The organism is Mesorhizobium sp. URHB0026 (assembly GCF_054059755.1).
The window spans coordinates 1,552,470-1,566,825 of record NZ_JBSSCN010000001.1 but is presented as its reverse complement, the minus strand read 5'-3'; the positions used below and the strand labels follow the sequence as shown (position 1 = coordinate 1,566,825).

Sequence of the window (14,356 nt, the reverse complement as noted above, 5' to 3'; positions counted from 1 at the left end):
CTGAACCGTGCCGCCCTACGCCGCCATGATCCCGGCATAGGTGCCGAAATCGACATTGCCGCCGGACAGCACCACGGCAACGCATTTGCCCGACAGCTCGATCTCGCCCGATGACAGCGCCGCCAGCGCGACGCAGCCGCCGGGCTCGACCACCAGCTTCAGAAAGGCCATGGCGTCGCGCATCGCCTGCCTGACGGCATCCTCGGAGACGGCGACGGCGCCGGCGAGGTTGCGGCGGTTGATCTCGAAGGTGATCGCACCCGGCTCGGCGGTGAGGATGGCGTCGCAGATCGAACTATGGCCCGGCTCGTTCGACACCCTGGCGCCCGCCGCCAGCGAGCGGCGCGTGTCGTCGAAATGCTCGGGTTCGACCGCCCAGATCGCGGTGCCGGACGAGGTATCCTTCACGGCAACCGAGATGCCGCTGGTCAGGCCGCCGCCGCCACAGGGGATGACGACCGCGTCGAGCGAGACACCCAGCGCCCGCGCCTGCCTCACCAGCTCCAGTCCGATCGTGCCTTGGCCGGCAATGATGGCCGGATCGTCGAAAGGCGGCACCAACGCCATGCCCCTGTCGAGATAGGGGCGCACGACCGCCATGCGGTCGTCCTTGAAACGGTCGAAGGGCACCACTTCGGCGCCCATCTTGCGGACATTGGCGATCTTCATGTCAGGCGCGTCCGCCGGCATGGCGATGACCGCCTTGACGCCGAACATGGCGGCGGAAGCCGCCACGCCTTGCGCGTGATTGCCCGAGGAGAAAGCGACGACGCCACGAGAACGCTCCGCCTCGCTCAGCGTCGACAGCTTGTTGTAGGCACCGCGGAACTTGAACGAGCCGGTCCGCTGCAGCGTCTCCGGCTTGAACAGGATGCGGCCGCCGAAGCGCCTGTTCAGCTCCTGCGATTCGATCAAGGGGGTCTCGACGATCAGGCCCGAGAGCCGTGCGGCGGCGGCGTGGATGTCGGCGATGCCGGGAGGGGTGGTCATGGCGGGTCCTGTGGCGATGCGATCCGGCCATGGTGCACGCAAAGGCTCGCGCGATGCCAACGAAAAGATGTGACCGGGACAAAGTTCGCGATTGTGATCAAAGATACAAATGTATCCAGCGTTGCGGCCGTCACGCCCGCATGTCGCAATTCACCCCAGCAATGTCCGCTGCCGCTTGCTGCCGCCCAGCTTGCGCCAGTTGTTGAACCGATGCGTGGCGGCGGCAAACGAGATCTTCATCTGCTGGGCCACCGAATAGCGCGACTTGCCTTCGTCGAACATGCGGTAGCAGCACTCGACGCCTTCCTCGGTCAGCTTGCCGTCTGGTGCCTTGTTGTGCGGGTTGGCGGGGTCGAATTTCTCGACCTGCTGCTCGACCAGTCCCTTCAGGCGCTGCAGGTCGGCCTCGATGCTGGCGATGAGATCGAGGACCGGTTTCGGGTCGTAGGCGTGCGGAGGCTTCTTGTCCGTCATCAGCTCGTTCCTTTTTTGCTTGGCCCCCATATATAGGTGAACATTCGCTGATATGAAGAGAGACGCCCAGTGCCCGGCTTCAACTATTCTTGACTGTGGCTAAGCGCACGATTGACCATGGACGTTGCAAATCATAGTTTAGAACAATTCTAAACTAGGGTGATTTCCTCATGCTTTCCCGTGTTTTCGGCTTCGGCCGCCGCTCCTTCGAATCGCTCTCCGAACAGGAGATCCTGGCGCTGGCCATTTCATCGGAGGAGGATGACGGGCGTATCTACCGGGCCTATGCGGACGGATTGTCCGAGACTTTTCCGCAATCGGCCAAACTCTTCGAGGCCATGGCCGAGGAGGAAGACGGCCATCGCGACTCGCTGATCGAACTCTTCCGCAAGCGTTTCGGCGAGCGCATTCCGCTGGTCCGCCGTGAGCATGTGAGGGGCTATTTCGAGCGCAAGCCCGACTGGCTGGTGCGGCCGCTCGGCATCGAGGCTGTGCGCCGCCAGGCCGAGGCGATGGAGCGGCAGGCCTACCTGTTCTATGTCGAGGCGGCCAAGCGCACCACTGACGCCTCGACCCGCAAGCTGCTTGACGATCTGGCCGCGGCCGAACAGGGCCATGAAAGCTCGGCGCATGCGTTGGAGCAGAAACATGTGCCGGGCGAAGTCAAGGTCGAGGAGGCGACCGCCGAGCAGCGCCAGTTCATCCTCACCTATGTGCAACCGGGCCTGGCCGGGCTGATGGACGGGTCGGTGTCGACGCTGGCGCCGATCTTCGCCGCCGCCTTTGCCACCCATGACACTTGGCAGACGCTTCTCGTCGGTCTCGCCGCCTCGATCGGCGCCGGCATCTCGATGGGCTTCACCGAGGTCGCTTCCGACGACGGCAAGCTGTCGGGCAGGGGTTCGCCGATCAAGCGCGGCCTGACCGTCGGCATCATGACGACGCTGGGCGGCCTCGGCCACGCGCTGCCCTATCTTATCCCGCATTTCTGGACCGCGACGGCGGTAGCCGCCGTGGTGGTGTTTTTCGAACTGTGGGCCATCGCCTTCGTCCAGAACCGCTACATGCAGACCCCGTTCCTGCGCGCCGCCTTCCAGGTGGTGCTGGGCGGCGCCCTGGTGTTCGCGGCGGGCGTGCTGATCGGGAATGCCTAGCAGCGGGAAGGAACGGCGCTATCCATTCGTCGCGCGGCTGTCCGCCGGCGCCTCGTCCCTCTCGGTCAGTCCGTAGTCGCGCACCACGTGCGCGATCCGCAACCGATAGCCGGCAAAGATACCGCCGCGCCCGGCCTGCTGCGCCTGCCGGTGCTCTTCGGTGTTGCGCCAGGCCTTCACCGCCTCCTCGTCGCGCCAGAACGACAGCGACAGCACCCGGTTCGGGTCGGCCAGGCTCTGGAAGCGCTCGACGGAGATGAACCCGTCAATGCGGTCGAGCAGCGGGCGCAAGTTCGCGGCGATGCCGAGATAGGCATCGCGCTTGCCCTCCGCCGGCTGCACCTCGAAGATGACGGCGATCATGCCTTCACCAGCGGCGCATGCGGGCCGGAAGCCAGTTTCAGGAACATGCGGTCCTCCCTGAGGATAAAGCGTTGGCGCCTGGCGAACTCATAGTTTGCCTTGCCGGCGGGGTCCGCGGCAAGCCGGGCGCGGTAGGCTTCGTAGGCGGCAAGGCTTTCGATGTTGTAGGCGGCATAGGCCGTCGTGGCCGAGCCCTCATGCGGCGCGAAATAGCCGATCAGATCGGCGCCGCAGCGTGGAATGGCCTGACCCCAGTTGCGGGCATACTCCTCGAAGGCGGCCTTGCCGAACGGGTCGATCTCATAACGGATGAAGCAGGTGATGGTCATGGTCGTTTTCTCCTTGATGGCTTTCGCGCCGATAGTTCGAGCGGCCTCGAAACGTCGTGCCACCCGATCTGCTAGGCAGATGACTTGGCGATCACGCCTGCCAGAAGGATTTCGCGCATTCGCGGCGCACGTCCTCCCGTGTCAGGCCGAGGTCACGCAGCAGGTGGTCGTCGATCTCCGAGAGGTCGCGGCGCTGCGAATGGCGGTCATACCAGCGGGCCAGCAGCCGTGAGCGGACCCAGGTGACGAACGGGAACGATTGGCGGCGGGGGACCGGTTCGGGGGTGAAAGCGGTTCGTGCGGCCATCCTCGTCTCCTTGATCTCATCGGAGAATAATGGTTACCTGACAAGTATGCTTCGATGAGGATCAAACCATGCGTGAAGGACCCGACATTGCCCGCATAGCCAGCCTGGTCGGCGATCCGGCCCGCGCCAACATGCTGAACGCCCTGATGGGCGGCACGGCATTGACCGCGAGCGAACTGGCGCTGGAGGCCGGCGTGTCGCTGCCGACCGCCTCCTCGCATCTGTCCAAGCTGATGGAGGGCGGGCTGCTGACCTTGGCCAGCCAAGGCCGGCATCGCTATTACGGTCTGGCCGGCCCGCAAGTGGCCGGCATGATCGAGGCTATCACCGGCGTGGCGGAAGCCGTTGGCCCCAGGCGCGTCCGGCCGGGCCCGCGCGACAGCGCGATGCGCGTCGCGCGCGTCTGCTACGATCACCTCGCCGGAGAGCAGGCGGTTGCGATGCTGGACCGCTTTGTCGAGAAAAACATACTGGTCCGCGACGACAAGGAGATCAGGCTCGGGCCGTCCGCCGCATCGCATTTCGTGGCGATCGGCATCGATGTCTACACCAAGCCGCGGCGGCCGGTGTGCCGCGCCTGCCTCGACTGGAGCGTGCGGCGTTCGCACCTCGCCGGGACGCTGGGCGCCGCCATCCTCGACAAGATTCTTGCCGAGAAATGGGCGCGCCGCGAGAAAGAGAGCCGCGCGGTGATTTTCTCGCCGCCGGGCAAGCAGGCGTTCGAGAGGGTGTTTTTGGGGTGAGAGTCCCGCAGCGTTGAAAGTCGAGCTACCCCCGCTTCAGCACCTTGCCCTTCTTGAAGAAATCCACCCAGGGATCGGCTTCGGAAAGCCGTTTCAGCGTCGTCTTGTCGCCGATCGGGAAGGCGTTCGGCGGCAGGCCGGCCTCGATCTCGGCCCAGGTAACCGGCATCGACACCGTCGCGCCCTTCTTGGCGCGCGAGGAGTAGGGCGCGACGGTGGTCGCGCCGCTGCCGTTGCGCAAATAGTCGACGAAGATCTTTCCCGTGCGCGCCTTCTTCGACAGCGTCGCGGTGTAGCGGTCCGGCGCGCCTTGCTCCAGCGCCCTGGCAAAATCATGGGCGAAGCCTTTGACCTCGGCCCAATCCGCCGACGGCTTCAGCGGAACGACGACGTGAAAGCCCTTGCCGCCCGATGTCTTGACGAAGTTGGGCAGCGACAGCTCGTCGAGCTTGCCCTTGATGTCGAGCGCCGCCTCGCGCACCGCCTTCACATCGACGCCCTCGTCGGGGTCGAGGTCGAAGACGATCTGGTCGGGCTGTTCAAGCTTGTCGATGGTGCAACCCCAGATATGGATCTCGACCACGCCGAGCTGGACCAGCGCCGCGATGCCGTCGAAATCGCGGATGAACAGGATTTCCTCGCCATCCGTGGGATCCTTGGTCTTCTCGATTTTCGCATGCATGCCGGGCGAGGCATGCTTCTGGAAGAAACGCTGGCCGCCGACGCCATCGGGCGCCCTGACCAGGCTGAGCGGGCGGTCGACCACGAATTGCTTCATGCGCGGCCATACCAGCGCGTAATGATCGAGCAGGGCCTGCTTCGAGATCTTTTCGTCGGGCCACAGAAGCTTGTCCGGGTGGGACAGCTTCACGGTGGTTTTCGCCGCCGTTGCTGCCGTATTGGCGTTGCCTGCCGCCGGCGTGGCCTTGGCCGGGCTCTTGCCTGTCGCTGGCTTGGTTCCCGTGGCCCCTGTTCCCGTTGCCTTGGGCTTTTCCTGCACGACTTCCTCCGCCGGCTTGTCCTCGCGCAACCCCTGGAACGAAGCATGGCGTATTATACGGTCCGGCGTCCAGCTGCGAAACTCCACTTCGCCGACCAGTTCCGGCTTGACCCAGACCAGGCCCTTACCCTTCGGCACGGCCGCATCGAAGGGCGAGGCGTCCGCCTTCAGCGCATCGAGCTTCTTCTTCAGGTCGTTGGCGCTCTTCGTGGAGAAGCCGGTGCCGACACGGCCGGCATAGTGCAGGCCGCCGTCTTCGAAATAGCCGACCAGCAGCGAGCGCAGGCCGCGCCCGGTCTTGTCCGACGGCAGATAGCCGCCAATGACGAATTCCTGCCGTGCCGTGCATTTCGATTTGACCCATGTCGGACCGCGCCCGCCGCGGTAGAGCGCATCGGCGCGTTTTGAGACGACGCCTTCCAGCCCCATTCGGCAGGCATGTTCCAGCATGATCTTGCCGGGTTCCGCAAAATGGTCGGAAAAACGCACCGCCGTGGCGTCGGATGGCTGGCCGAGCAGCGCCTGCAAGGCCTGCTTGCGCTCGACAAGCGGCTCCCGGCGCAAATCCTTGCCGTCGAGCCGCATCAGGTCGAAGACGTAATAGATGAAGCGATTCGTCCGCTTCGCCGACAGATCCTGCTGCAGCAGCGCGAAGGACGACACGCCGCTGTCGGCCAGAACGACGATCTCGCCGTCGAGGATGGCGTCGCTGCATTTCAGCGCGGCGAGTTCGGCCGCGATCTCGCCGCCGAATTTTTCCGTCCAGTCCAGGCCGGTGCGGGTCAGGAGCCGAACGTCGGTGCCGGCGATCTGCGCCTGCATGCGATAGCCGTCGAACTTCACCTCATGCAGCCAGTCCTGGCCCGAGGGTGCGTCGCGCTCCAGCGTGGCGAGCTGCGGCTCGATGAAATCGAGCTTCTTGCCGCCGGTCCTGGCCTTGCCGGCGGCCGGCTTGTTCGAATGCCAGACCTTCGGCTTCTCACCCTTGGCCGCCTTGCCTTCACCGACCTCCTCGATCGTCAGGCCTGATTTCACCGATTTCGGCTCGTCTTGCAGAATATCCTCGCCGGGGCGTGCGGCGGCATCGTCCGACTTGATCAGCAGCCAGTTGTCGCGTTTTTCGCCGGGGCGCGGCCGCAGCCGCACCAGATGCCATTTGCCACGCAGCTTGTGACCATCGAGTTCGAAGTTGATGTGGCCCTTCGCCATCATCTTGGCCGGATCGCCCTCGGGCGTCCAGGTGCCCTCGTCCCAGACGAGGACCGAGCCACCGCCATATTCGCCCTTGGGGATGGTGCCCTCGAAGCCGGCATAGTCGATGGGATGATCCTCGACATGCACGGCCAGCCGCTTTTCGTGCGGATCGAGGCTCGGGCCGCGCGTCACCGCCCAGCTCCACAGCACGCCGTCATACTCAAGTCGAAAATCGTAATGCAGCCGTGTGGCGGCATGCTTCTGGACGACGAAGATGCCGCCGTCCTGCTTGCCGCGCGCAACCTTGCCCGCCGGCTCGGCGGTCTTCTTGAAGTCACGCTTCGAATGGTACTGTTCGAGGCTGCTGGCCATCTCGTATCCTCAGGCCGATTTGCGCTTCGGCGCAACGCTTTTCGCCTTGGCACGTTTGGCCGCCGGCTTGGCTTTCGCCGGGGATGACTTGGTTGGCGCCGAATCCGACGACAGGCTCTTCTTCAGCGCGTCGAACAGGTTGACCACATTGGAGGGTTTGGGCGCCTCCTTGGCCTTGGGCGCCTTGTGCCCCGCCTTCTTGGCGCGGATCAGTTCGAGCAGGGCTTCCTCATATTTGTCGTCGAATTTCGAGGGATCGAACTTCGTCTTCTTCTTGTCGATGATGAGCTCGGCCAGATCGGTCATCTCCTGGTCGGTCTTCACCGCCTCGATGTCGCCGAAGACAGTCTCCGGCTGGCGCACCGTGTTGTCGTAGCGCAGCGTGGTCAGCACCATGCCCTTGCCGAGCGGCTCGATGACCACGGGACGTTCGCGTCGATAAAGGACGATGCGCGCCAGCCCGGCCATCTTCTTGCCCGCCATCGCATCCCGGATGACGGCGAAGGCCTCTTCCGAAACCTTGTCGGCCGGCGCGACATAGTAGGGTGTGTCGAGATAGATCTGCCGGATCGAGGATTTGTCGACGAAGCCGTCGAGGCTCATCGTGTGCGAGGTTTCGATCTGCACCGCCTCGATCTCATCCTCCTCTATGTGGACGAAGTCGCCCTTTTCGATCTCGTATCCCTTGATCTCGTCGCCGTCCTCGACCGGGTTGCCGGTCTCGGCGTCGACATAGATCCGCTTCACCGTATTGCCGGTCTTGCGGTTCAGGATATGGAACGAGACCTTGTCGGCATGGGTGACCACGTTGGTCAGTTCGATGGCGCAGGTGACCAGCGAGAGCTTCAGATAGCCTTTCCAGGCCGGGCGCGGCGCCATGATGATTTCCCCGTGAGAAAGATCAGCTGGAACGGGCGACCACCCCGCTCGGTTCCAACCCGGTCCGCCGGGGCCGGCGCGGTTGCCGCCGGCCCCGGCTTTCAGCCCCTATTCGGCGGCCTGCAGGTTGATCTTGCTTTCCGCGATTTCGGTCAGCTTACGATCCGTTGCCTGCTCTTCCTTGAGATTCTTGGCCAGCACATTGGCGCAGTCGCTGCGGCCGAGCTGCTTGGCCCAGGCGATCAAGGTGCCGTAGCGGGTCATTTCGTAGTGCTCGACGGCCTGCGCGGAGGCGATCAGCGCGGCATCCAGAACGTCCTTGTCGTCGACATCGCCGCTGACGTCGTCGGCCTCCTCGAGAATGCCGTCGATGGCCGGGCAGTTCACCTGCTTGGCCTTGACGCCATGCAGCTCGAACACCTGCTCGACGCGTTCGATATGGCCCTTGGTCTGCTCGAGGTGTTTTTCGAAGCCGGCCTTCAATTGCGGATCGGTTGCCTTGTCGACCATCTTCGGCAACGCCTTCTCGATCTGCTTTTCGGCGTAATAGATGTCGCGCAACGTGTGCACGAAGAGGTCGTCCAGCGTTTTGATGTCCTTCGAAAAGAAGCCCATGATTTCAGCCTTTCCATTGCTCTTGCTTGCTCGGGAGGTTCCGGCCTGCCTGGGCAGTGCCTGTGAGCCGGCAATGCCGGTCCTGCGTCTCAACGTCCATTGGTGGGGCGGGTTCCGAACGCTCGCGGCCGCGCGGCGCGGCAAGGAAATTCCCGGGCGGCACGAAAGTTGAAACACAAGCGCGCCAAGGCGACATTCAAACGAAACATATGTGATGCAAAAGTCACACGGACCGAAATGGTGACAAAAGGCGTCGAAACACCCCGAATCAGCCGCAATCCCGCCATGAAGCGGCGGGTTTTCGACCAAAAATTAACATCACGTTCACTGAGTATTCACGCCTCGATGCTATCGTTCCCGCACTTCGGAAGGGACGTCCGAAAATCGGGACAGGGACCAGATAAAATGAACTTCCTCACGCAACTCATCGGCTATGCCGCCGCCATCCGCGAATTCGTCGCGCCGACCTACCGGCCCGAGCGCTATTACATGCGCGGACCGGGTCCGGCCTGCGCCCGTCGCGGCACGTCGCTGGGCGCGCACTGACCATGAGCTTCGAAAGCCGCCACAACAGCCGCATCTGCAGGCCGGGCGCCGACAGCCGCGCCACCGCCTATCGCGCCGAACGCCCTGCCCTGGCCGACCGCCGCCGTGCGGCAACGCCGCGTCTTTGACGCCGCCATCGGCTGCCTTAGTGTCATAGGACATAAGCAGCCGAGGCCAGTGTGACCGCCCGTCCGCGACGAGTCCTCCCAACGCAGGCCGTCCCTCTGAATCCTTCGGTGCAGCCGCTGATCTACCGCGCCTCGCTCGCGCTGTCCGGCACACAGGGGTTCGAGCACGATAACGCCGCCCGCCGCCTGGCCGAGTTCCAGGCAGCCCTGAACCGTGCACAGCGTCCAGCCATCGCCGGTCGCGCCGGTCGCGGCGAGCAGGACACAACGCTGAGCACCCACCCCGGGCGCATTAGACCGACGGTTAAGGGGCAAAACCGCGGCACGGCACGTCGCGGCCGCATTGCCTTTCAATCCGGCAGCGCCGCGACCGCGACGATCTCAATCATGATGTCTGCCTGGGCAAGCGCCGCGACGCCAATTACTTCCGAGGGCGGCGGATTGTTGTAACTGCAGTGCTTGGGGCAGTGCTCGGCAAAGAAAGCGTCCAGCACGTCGAGGCGAAAATTGGGAGAGCTGAGAACACCGCCGTCGGGAAAGGGCCCTCTGACGAAGAAGGTCAGCCTGATGAGATGGTCCAGCCCGCTGCCGAGCTCTTCCAGGTCCGATTTGATGGAGCCGAGAACCGCGCGCCACTGCGCCGCCACATCGCCAGCGAAGCCGCCGCCCGCTTTGCCGGCCGGATCGTAGTCGTCCGATGTCGCCGTGTTTCCACAGAGATAGACAGTTCCCTTCGCGCCGCTGACGACCGTGCCCTTCCCCCATGGCATCAAGCGGCCGTTCTTGAACTTCTTGTGGGTGACGAGTTCCATTGTCTTACTCCTGTCGCTCCGCCTCGTCTGCTTGTCTGCGACAAGGATAGGGCCGCCAGGTATCGCCGCCAGTGCGGCAGTGGATGTCGCCCGGCACCGAAGGTGAGATACGGTTCTTGCGAAACTTCGCGACGAAGCCGAAAGTTTTTCCGTGACCTGTCGAAATCGGTCGCCGCCGCGCGACATACGTTCGGCCCGCAACGAAGCGGCCTTCCAAACCACGGGAGAAGACCCATGCGATACATGCTTATGATCTACGCCGACGAGGCCGCGATGGCGAACGTGCCGACCGAGGCGACCTATCAGATGAGCGCCGCCTACGACGCCTACACGGAAGCGCTGAAGAAGTCCGGCACCTGGCTGGCCGGCGACAGGCTGCGCCCGAGCCAGGCCACCACCCTGGTCCGGATGACTGACGGCAAGACCAGCGTGCTCGACGGCCCCTATGCCGACACCAAGGAGCAGCTTGCCGGCTTCTACATGATCGAAGCCGAGGACGCCGACGCCGCGATCGCCTGGGCGGCGCGCTGTCCGGCGGCCAGCACCGGGACCGTCGAGGTGCGACCGATCTGGGAAATGGCCGACTATCTGCCCAAGAAGTGACGGCGTGATGGACGCTCGACCCGAAATTGCCCGGGCGGCGGCCGAGACAGCCGCCCGGCAGAGCTATGGCAAGCTGGTCGCCTGGCTGGCGGCGCGCACGCGCGACGTGGCCGCGGCGGAGGATGCGCTGGCCGACGCCTTTGCGGCGGCGCTTGAACGCTGGCCGCGAACCGGCGTGCCGGAAAAGCCGGAAGCCTGGTTGCTCGCGGTGGCAAGGCGGCGGCGTGTCGATGCGGTGCGGCGGCGACTGACCAGCGAAGCCGGCCGCGAGCATCTCAAGTTGATTGCCGAGGAGGCGGAGGCGCGCATGATCGATGACGACCTGCCCGACGAACGATTGCGGCTGATGTTTGCCTGCGCCCATCCGGCGATCGAACCGGGCGTGCGGGCACCGCTGATCCTGCAGACCATCCTCGGCTTCGATGCCGCGACGATCGCTTCCGCTTTCCTGCTCTCGCCGTCAACGATGGGCCAGCGCCTGGTGCGCGCCAAGAGCCGCATCCGCGAGACCGGCATTCCGTTCCGCGTGCCGGAGCGGGCCGAACTCGGCGAAAGGCTGGGCGCGGTGCTGGAGGCGATCTACGCCGCCTTCGCCGAGGGCTGGTCCGATCCGGCCGGTACCGAGACGCGGCGCCGGAACCTCGCCACCGAAGGTATCTGGCTCGGCCGGCTGGTGGCCTCGCTGCTGCCCGACGAGCCGGAAGCGCTGGGCCTGCTGGCTCTGATGCTGTTCGCCGAGGCGCGCCGCGCGGCGCGGCGCGACCCGGCCGGAGAGTATGTGCCGCTCGCCGAGCAGGACCATGCATTGTGGGACCATGCCCTGGTCGACGAGGCGGAAGCCCTGCTCGGCCGCGCCGCCACCATGGGCACGATCGGCCGTTATCAGCTCGAGGCGGCGGTACAGTCGGCGCATGCCGCGCGACGGCTTCGTGGCCGCACCGACTGGGCGGCGATCCGCGGGCTCTACGAAGCGCTGTTTTCGATCGCCGGGTCGCCGGTCGTGGCGATCAACCGCGCGGTGGCGATCGCCGAGACCGAGGGCGCGGTGGCGGGTTTGGCGGCTCTTTACGTGCTGGGCGACGACAAGCGGCTCAATGACTACCAGCCCTACTGGGCCGCGCGTGCCGGCCTGCTGGCCAGGCTCGGCCAGGGAGCGCAGGCGGTCGAAGCCTATGATCGGGCGATCGGCCTCGAGCGCGATCCGGCGGTGCGCCGGTTCCTGCAGGCCAAACGCGCCGCGCTCGGACAGTGAGGTGTCCGCTCAGGCCGGCCACATCTCGTGCGACGTGTTGAGCGTCTTCATCAGCGGATGCTCGCGCAACCGCGCCCACAGGCGTTCGATACCGGGCCAGACCGCCCGCGCCATCTCGATGTCGGGATGCCAGGCCACCAGCATGACGAGATAGATGTCGGCCAGCGACATCTGATCGCCGGCGAGCCAGTCGCGGTCGCGCAAGGCTGCGTCGACGACGGCAAAACCGCGGTCCATCTCGGCGACCGCCGCCTGTTTCACCGCCTTCGACCCTTCGGCATCCGTCGTGTAGCGATGGGCGTAGTAGAGCCGCAGCACCGCCGGGTAGAGCACCGAGGACATGAACGCCATCCAGCGCAGGAACTCCGCGCGCGCCGGTTCGTCGGCGGTCGGCGCCAGGCGGGCTTGCGGGTGGCGCTCGGCGAGCAGGATGCAGATCGCCGCCGATTCGGTGATCGAGCGTCCGTCCGGCAAGGTCAGCACCGGCACCTGGTTCAACGGGCTGATGGCGAGGAAGGCAGGATCGGGCGCCTCGCTTTTCGGCACGTCGATCTGCTGGAAAGGCGCATCGATCAGCGCCAGCGCTGCCTCGACGACAAAGCCGCCGCTGCCCGGACGCGTGTAGAGCTTGTACATGAAATCCTCCCCGGCCCGTCTTCTCGCGAGCCGGGGGTGATATGAACCGGAAGCAGTGGTCGGCTCAAGCGGCGCGGCGGCGCCAAGGGGAGTTTTTCTGCGGGCCAGGCTCACGCGCAATACAAACCACGCTAGCGGGCCAGCGCTGCCGTTCCTGGGTATCGAAGCCCTAAGCCCCCAGCCCCTCGAACAGGATCGTCGACAGATACCGCTCGGCGAAGGACGGGATGATCACCACCAGGGTCTTGCCCTTGTTCTCGGGCCGCGAGCCGACGACGATTGCTGCCTGCAGGGCGGCACCCGACGAGATGCCGACCGGCACGCCTTCGAGGCGGGCGATGAGGCGCGCATTGGCGACCGAATCCTCGTTCGAGACCTTGACGATCTCGTCATAGATCGTTGTGTCGAGGATCTTTGGCGCGAAGCCAGCGCCGATGCCCTGGATCTTGTGCGGGCCGGGCTGGCCGCCCGACAACACCGGCGAGGCCTCCGGTTCGACCGCGACGATCTGGACCGAGGGCTTGCGCTTCTTCAGCACCTGGCCGACGCCGGTGATGGTGCCGCCGGTGCCGATGCCGGCGACGAAGATGTCGACTTCGCCCTGCGTGTCGTTCCAGATTTCCTCGGCCGTCGTCGTGCGATGGATTTCCGGATTGGCGGGGTTTTCGAACTGCTGCGGAATGATGGCGTTGGGGATCGTCGCGGCCAGTTCGTCAGCCTTGGCGATGGCGCCCTTCATGCCTTTCGGACCTTCGGTCAGCACCAGTTCGGCGCCGAGCAGCGCCAGCATCTTGCGGCGCTCTACCGACATCGTCTCCGGCATGGTCAGGATCAGCTTGTAGCCCTTGGCGGCGGCGGCGAAGGCGAGCGCGATGCCGGTGTTGCCGGATGTCGGCTCGATCAGCGTGGTCTTGCCTGGGGCAATCTTGCCCGCCGCTTCCAGCGCCTCGATCATCGCCACGCCGATACGGTCCTTGACCGAGGCGATCGGATTGAAGAATTCGAGCTTGGCGACCAGATTGGCGACGATGCCCTTCTCCTTGGCGAACTTGTCGAGCCGTACCAGGGGCGTGTCGCCGATCGTGTCGGTGATGGAATTGTAGATGCGGCCGCGGCCGGGCACACGGGCTGAAGTGACGGGCTTGTTCATTGGTTTCGCTCCCTGGATTTCAGGCAATTGGCAGTCGCCGACAGAATAGGGCTTTCAACCGCGCAAGATAGGCCGCGGCTGGAAAATATCCGAGTGGGGGCGCGTGCTGAAAACGCCTGGCCCTCGGAAACGCATTTCTCGAAACAGCCCAGGCCGGGGAATGGTTTGGCTGAAACGACCTACTGGCGGGCGGCGATCGCCGCCGCCGCGCCAACCATGAAGGCGCCGGCGGTGCGGTTCAGCACCCTCAGCGCGCGCGGCGACTTCAGGAACCAGCGCGCCTTGGCCGCCAGCACCAGGTAAGGCAGCAGCACGACGAACAGGACGATGACCGTCAGCGCGACGAGAATGCCGTAATCGGCAAGCGTGATCGTCTTCAGGTCGACGATGGTCGGCGTGATGGCGAGGTAGAAGATCATCGTCTTCGGATTGCCGAGCGTCACGGTGAGGCCGGCGACGAAGCTCGACAGCAATCCGCCCTTGCCCTTCCGGGCTTCGACGGTTTCGGGTCTGATGCCGGCGGTCCAGAAGCGCCAGCCGAGAAAAGCCAGGTAGGCGACGCCGGCCCATTTGATGGCCAGGAACACCATGCCGAACTCCTGCGCGACGAAAGCGAGACCCAGCACCACGGCGGTCAGGTAGGTGAGATCGCCAAGCATGAGTCCAAAGGACATGGCCAGCGACGAGCGAAAGCCGGAGCCCAGCGCACGCGCGACCAGCGCGGTGACACCGGGGCCAGGAATGGCGGCGGCGATCCCGAGAGCGGCACTATAGGCGAGGAATCCGGTGAGGGTCATGGCGTGGCGTCC

At 65.0% G+C, this 14,356-nt stretch carries 18 protein-coding genes; 6 read left to right on the top strand and 12 right to left on the bottom strand.

Going from position 1 to position 14,356, the window contains the following annotated elements; translation table 11 throughout:
* Positions 1-15: 15 nt before the first annotated feature.
* Positions 16-990 (bottom strand): threonine/serine dehydratase, encoded by a 975-nt coding sequence (locus ACVWWD_RS07970; RefSeq protein ID WP_023782015.1) that lies wholly within the window; start codon positions 988-990, stop codon positions 16-18.
* 150 nt (positions 991-1,140) lie between these two features.
* Positions 1,141-1,464 carry a hypothetical protein gene (locus tag ACVWWD_RS07965; RefSeq protein WP_023771974.1) on the bottom strand — a complete coding sequence of 108 codons (324 nt, stop codon included), beginning with the start codon at positions 1,462-1,464 and terminating at the stop codon, positions 1,141-1,143.
* A 170-nt stretch (positions 1,465-1,634) separates the two neighbouring features.
* Between ACVWWD_RS07965 and mbfA the strand changes: the two genes are divergently transcribed.
* Complete coding sequence (gene mbfA / locus ACVWWD_RS07960; protein ID WP_023782016.1) at positions 1,635-2,618, top strand: iron exporter MbfA; 984 nt, start codon at positions 1,635-1,637, stop codon at positions 2,616-2,618.
* Positions 2,619-2,636: 18 nt separating this feature from the next.
* On the opposite strand, the gene ACVWWD_RS07955 is transcribed toward mbfA, so the two are convergent.
* From ACVWWD_RS07955 to ACVWWD_RS07945, 3 genes are all read right to left on the bottom strand, one after another.
* Complete coding sequence (locus ACVWWD_RS07955) at positions 2,637-2,981, bottom strand: antibiotic biosynthesis monooxygenase family protein (protein ID WP_023782017.1); 345 nt, start codon at positions 2,979-2,981, stop codon at positions 2,637-2,639.
* Positions 2,978-3,310, bottom strand: a complete 333-nt coding sequence (locus ACVWWD_RS07950; RefSeq protein WP_023782018.1) for an NIPSNAP family protein — start codon at positions 3,308-3,310, stop codon at positions 2,978-2,980. Before ACVWWD_RS07950 ends, ACVWWD_RS07955 begins: the two co-directional genes overlap by 4 nt.
* A 91-nt stretch (positions 3,311-3,401) precedes the next feature.
* Positions 3,402-3,617 (bottom strand): DUF1127 domain-containing protein, encoded by a 216-nt coding sequence (locus ACVWWD_RS07945; RefSeq protein WP_140876083.1) that lies wholly within the window; start codon positions 3,615-3,617, stop codon positions 3,402-3,404.
* Between the two features lie 68 nt (positions 3,618-3,685).
* On the opposite strand from ACVWWD_RS07945, the gene ACVWWD_RS07940 reads away from it, so the two are divergent.
* Positions 3,686-4,360 (top strand): ArsR/SmtB family transcription factor, encoded by a 675-nt coding sequence (locus ACVWWD_RS07940; protein WP_352548922.1) that lies wholly within the window; start codon positions 3,686-3,688, stop codon positions 4,358-4,360.
* A gap of 25 nt (positions 4,361-4,385) precedes the next feature.
* On the opposite strand, the gene ligD is transcribed toward ACVWWD_RS07940, so the two are convergent.
* The 3 genes from ligD to ACVWWD_RS07925 form a co-directional block, all read right to left on the bottom strand.
* Entirely contained in the window at positions 4,386-6,926 is a 2,541-nt protein-coding gene (gene ligD, locus ACVWWD_RS07935; RefSeq protein ID WP_352548920.1) for a DNA ligase D, read from the bottom strand.
* A gap of 9 nt (positions 6,927-6,935) precedes the next feature.
* The gene (gene ku / locus ACVWWD_RS07930) at positions 6,936-7,805 is read right to left on the bottom strand and encodes a non-homologous end joining protein Ku (protein WP_023771966.1); all 870 of its coding nucleotides are present in this window, start codon (positions 7,803-7,805) and stop codon (positions 6,936-6,938) included.
* Between the two features lie 108 nt (positions 7,806-7,913).
* The gene (locus ACVWWD_RS07925; protein WP_015314781.1) at positions 7,914-8,420 is read right to left on the bottom strand and encodes a YciE/YciF ferroxidase family protein; all 507 of its coding nucleotides are present in this window, start codon (positions 8,418-8,420) and stop codon (positions 7,914-7,916) included.
* Positions 8,421-8,825: 405 nt separating this feature from the next.
* Here ACVWWD_RS07925 and ACVWWD_RS07920 point away from each other — a divergent pair, with 405 nt between their 5' ends.
* Together ACVWWD_RS07920 and ACVWWD_RS07915 are read left to right on the top strand one after the other, a co-directional pair.
* Complete coding sequence (locus tag ACVWWD_RS07920) at positions 8,826-8,966, top strand: hypothetical protein (protein ID WP_015314782.1); 141 nt, start codon at positions 8,826-8,828, stop codon at positions 8,964-8,966.
* A 2-nt stretch (positions 8,967-8,968) separates the two neighbouring features.
* Entirely contained in the window at positions 8,969-9,094 is a 126-nt protein-coding gene (locus tag ACVWWD_RS07915) for a hypothetical protein (RefSeq protein ID WP_023771965.1), read from the top strand.
* Between the two features lie 350 nt (positions 9,095-9,444).
* Here ACVWWD_RS07915 and ACVWWD_RS07910 read toward each other — a convergent pair whose 3' ends face one another.
* A complete protein-coding gene (locus ACVWWD_RS07910; protein ID WP_023782022.1) occupies positions 9,445-9,906 on the bottom strand; it encodes a RidA family protein in 462 nt (153 codons plus the stop codon).
* A gap of 234 nt (positions 9,907-10,140) precedes the next feature.
* Here ACVWWD_RS07910 and ACVWWD_RS07905 point away from each other — a divergent pair, with 234 nt between their 5' ends.
* Together ACVWWD_RS07905 and ACVWWD_RS07900 are read left to right on the top strand one after the other, a co-directional pair.
* The gene (locus ACVWWD_RS07905) at positions 10,141-10,509 is read left to right on the top strand and encodes a YciI family protein (protein WP_023771963.1); all 369 of its coding nucleotides are present in this window, start codon (positions 10,141-10,143) and stop codon (positions 10,507-10,509) included.
* A 7-nt stretch (positions 10,510-10,516) separates the two neighbouring features.
* Positions 10,517-11,761 carry an RNA polymerase sigma factor gene (locus ACVWWD_RS07900; RefSeq protein ID WP_023771962.1) on the top strand — a complete coding sequence of 415 codons (1,245 nt, stop codon included), beginning with the start codon at positions 10,517-10,519 and terminating at the stop codon, positions 11,759-11,761.
* A gap of 9 nt (positions 11,762-11,770) precedes the next feature.
* On the opposite strand, the gene ACVWWD_RS07895 is transcribed toward ACVWWD_RS07900, so the two are convergent.
* The 3 genes from ACVWWD_RS07895 to ACVWWD_RS07885 form a co-directional block, all read right to left on the bottom strand.
* Entirely contained in the window at positions 11,771-12,397 is a 627-nt protein-coding gene (locus ACVWWD_RS07895) for a glutathione S-transferase family protein (RefSeq protein WP_023771961.1), read from the bottom strand.
* Positions 12,398-12,566: 169 nt separating this feature from the next.
* Positions 12,567-13,547: a cysteine synthase A gene (cysK, locus tag ACVWWD_RS07890; protein ID WP_023782025.1), complete on the bottom strand. Its 981-nt coding sequence runs from the start codon at positions 13,545-13,547 to the stop codon at positions 12,567-12,569.
* 179 nt (positions 13,548-13,726) lie between these two features.
* Positions 13,727-14,344, bottom strand: coding sequence for a LysE family translocator (locus ACVWWD_RS07885; RefSeq protein WP_023771959.1), 618 nt, complete (start codon positions 14,342-14,344; stop codon positions 13,727-13,729).
* Positions 14,345-14,356 lie beyond the last annotated feature (12 nt).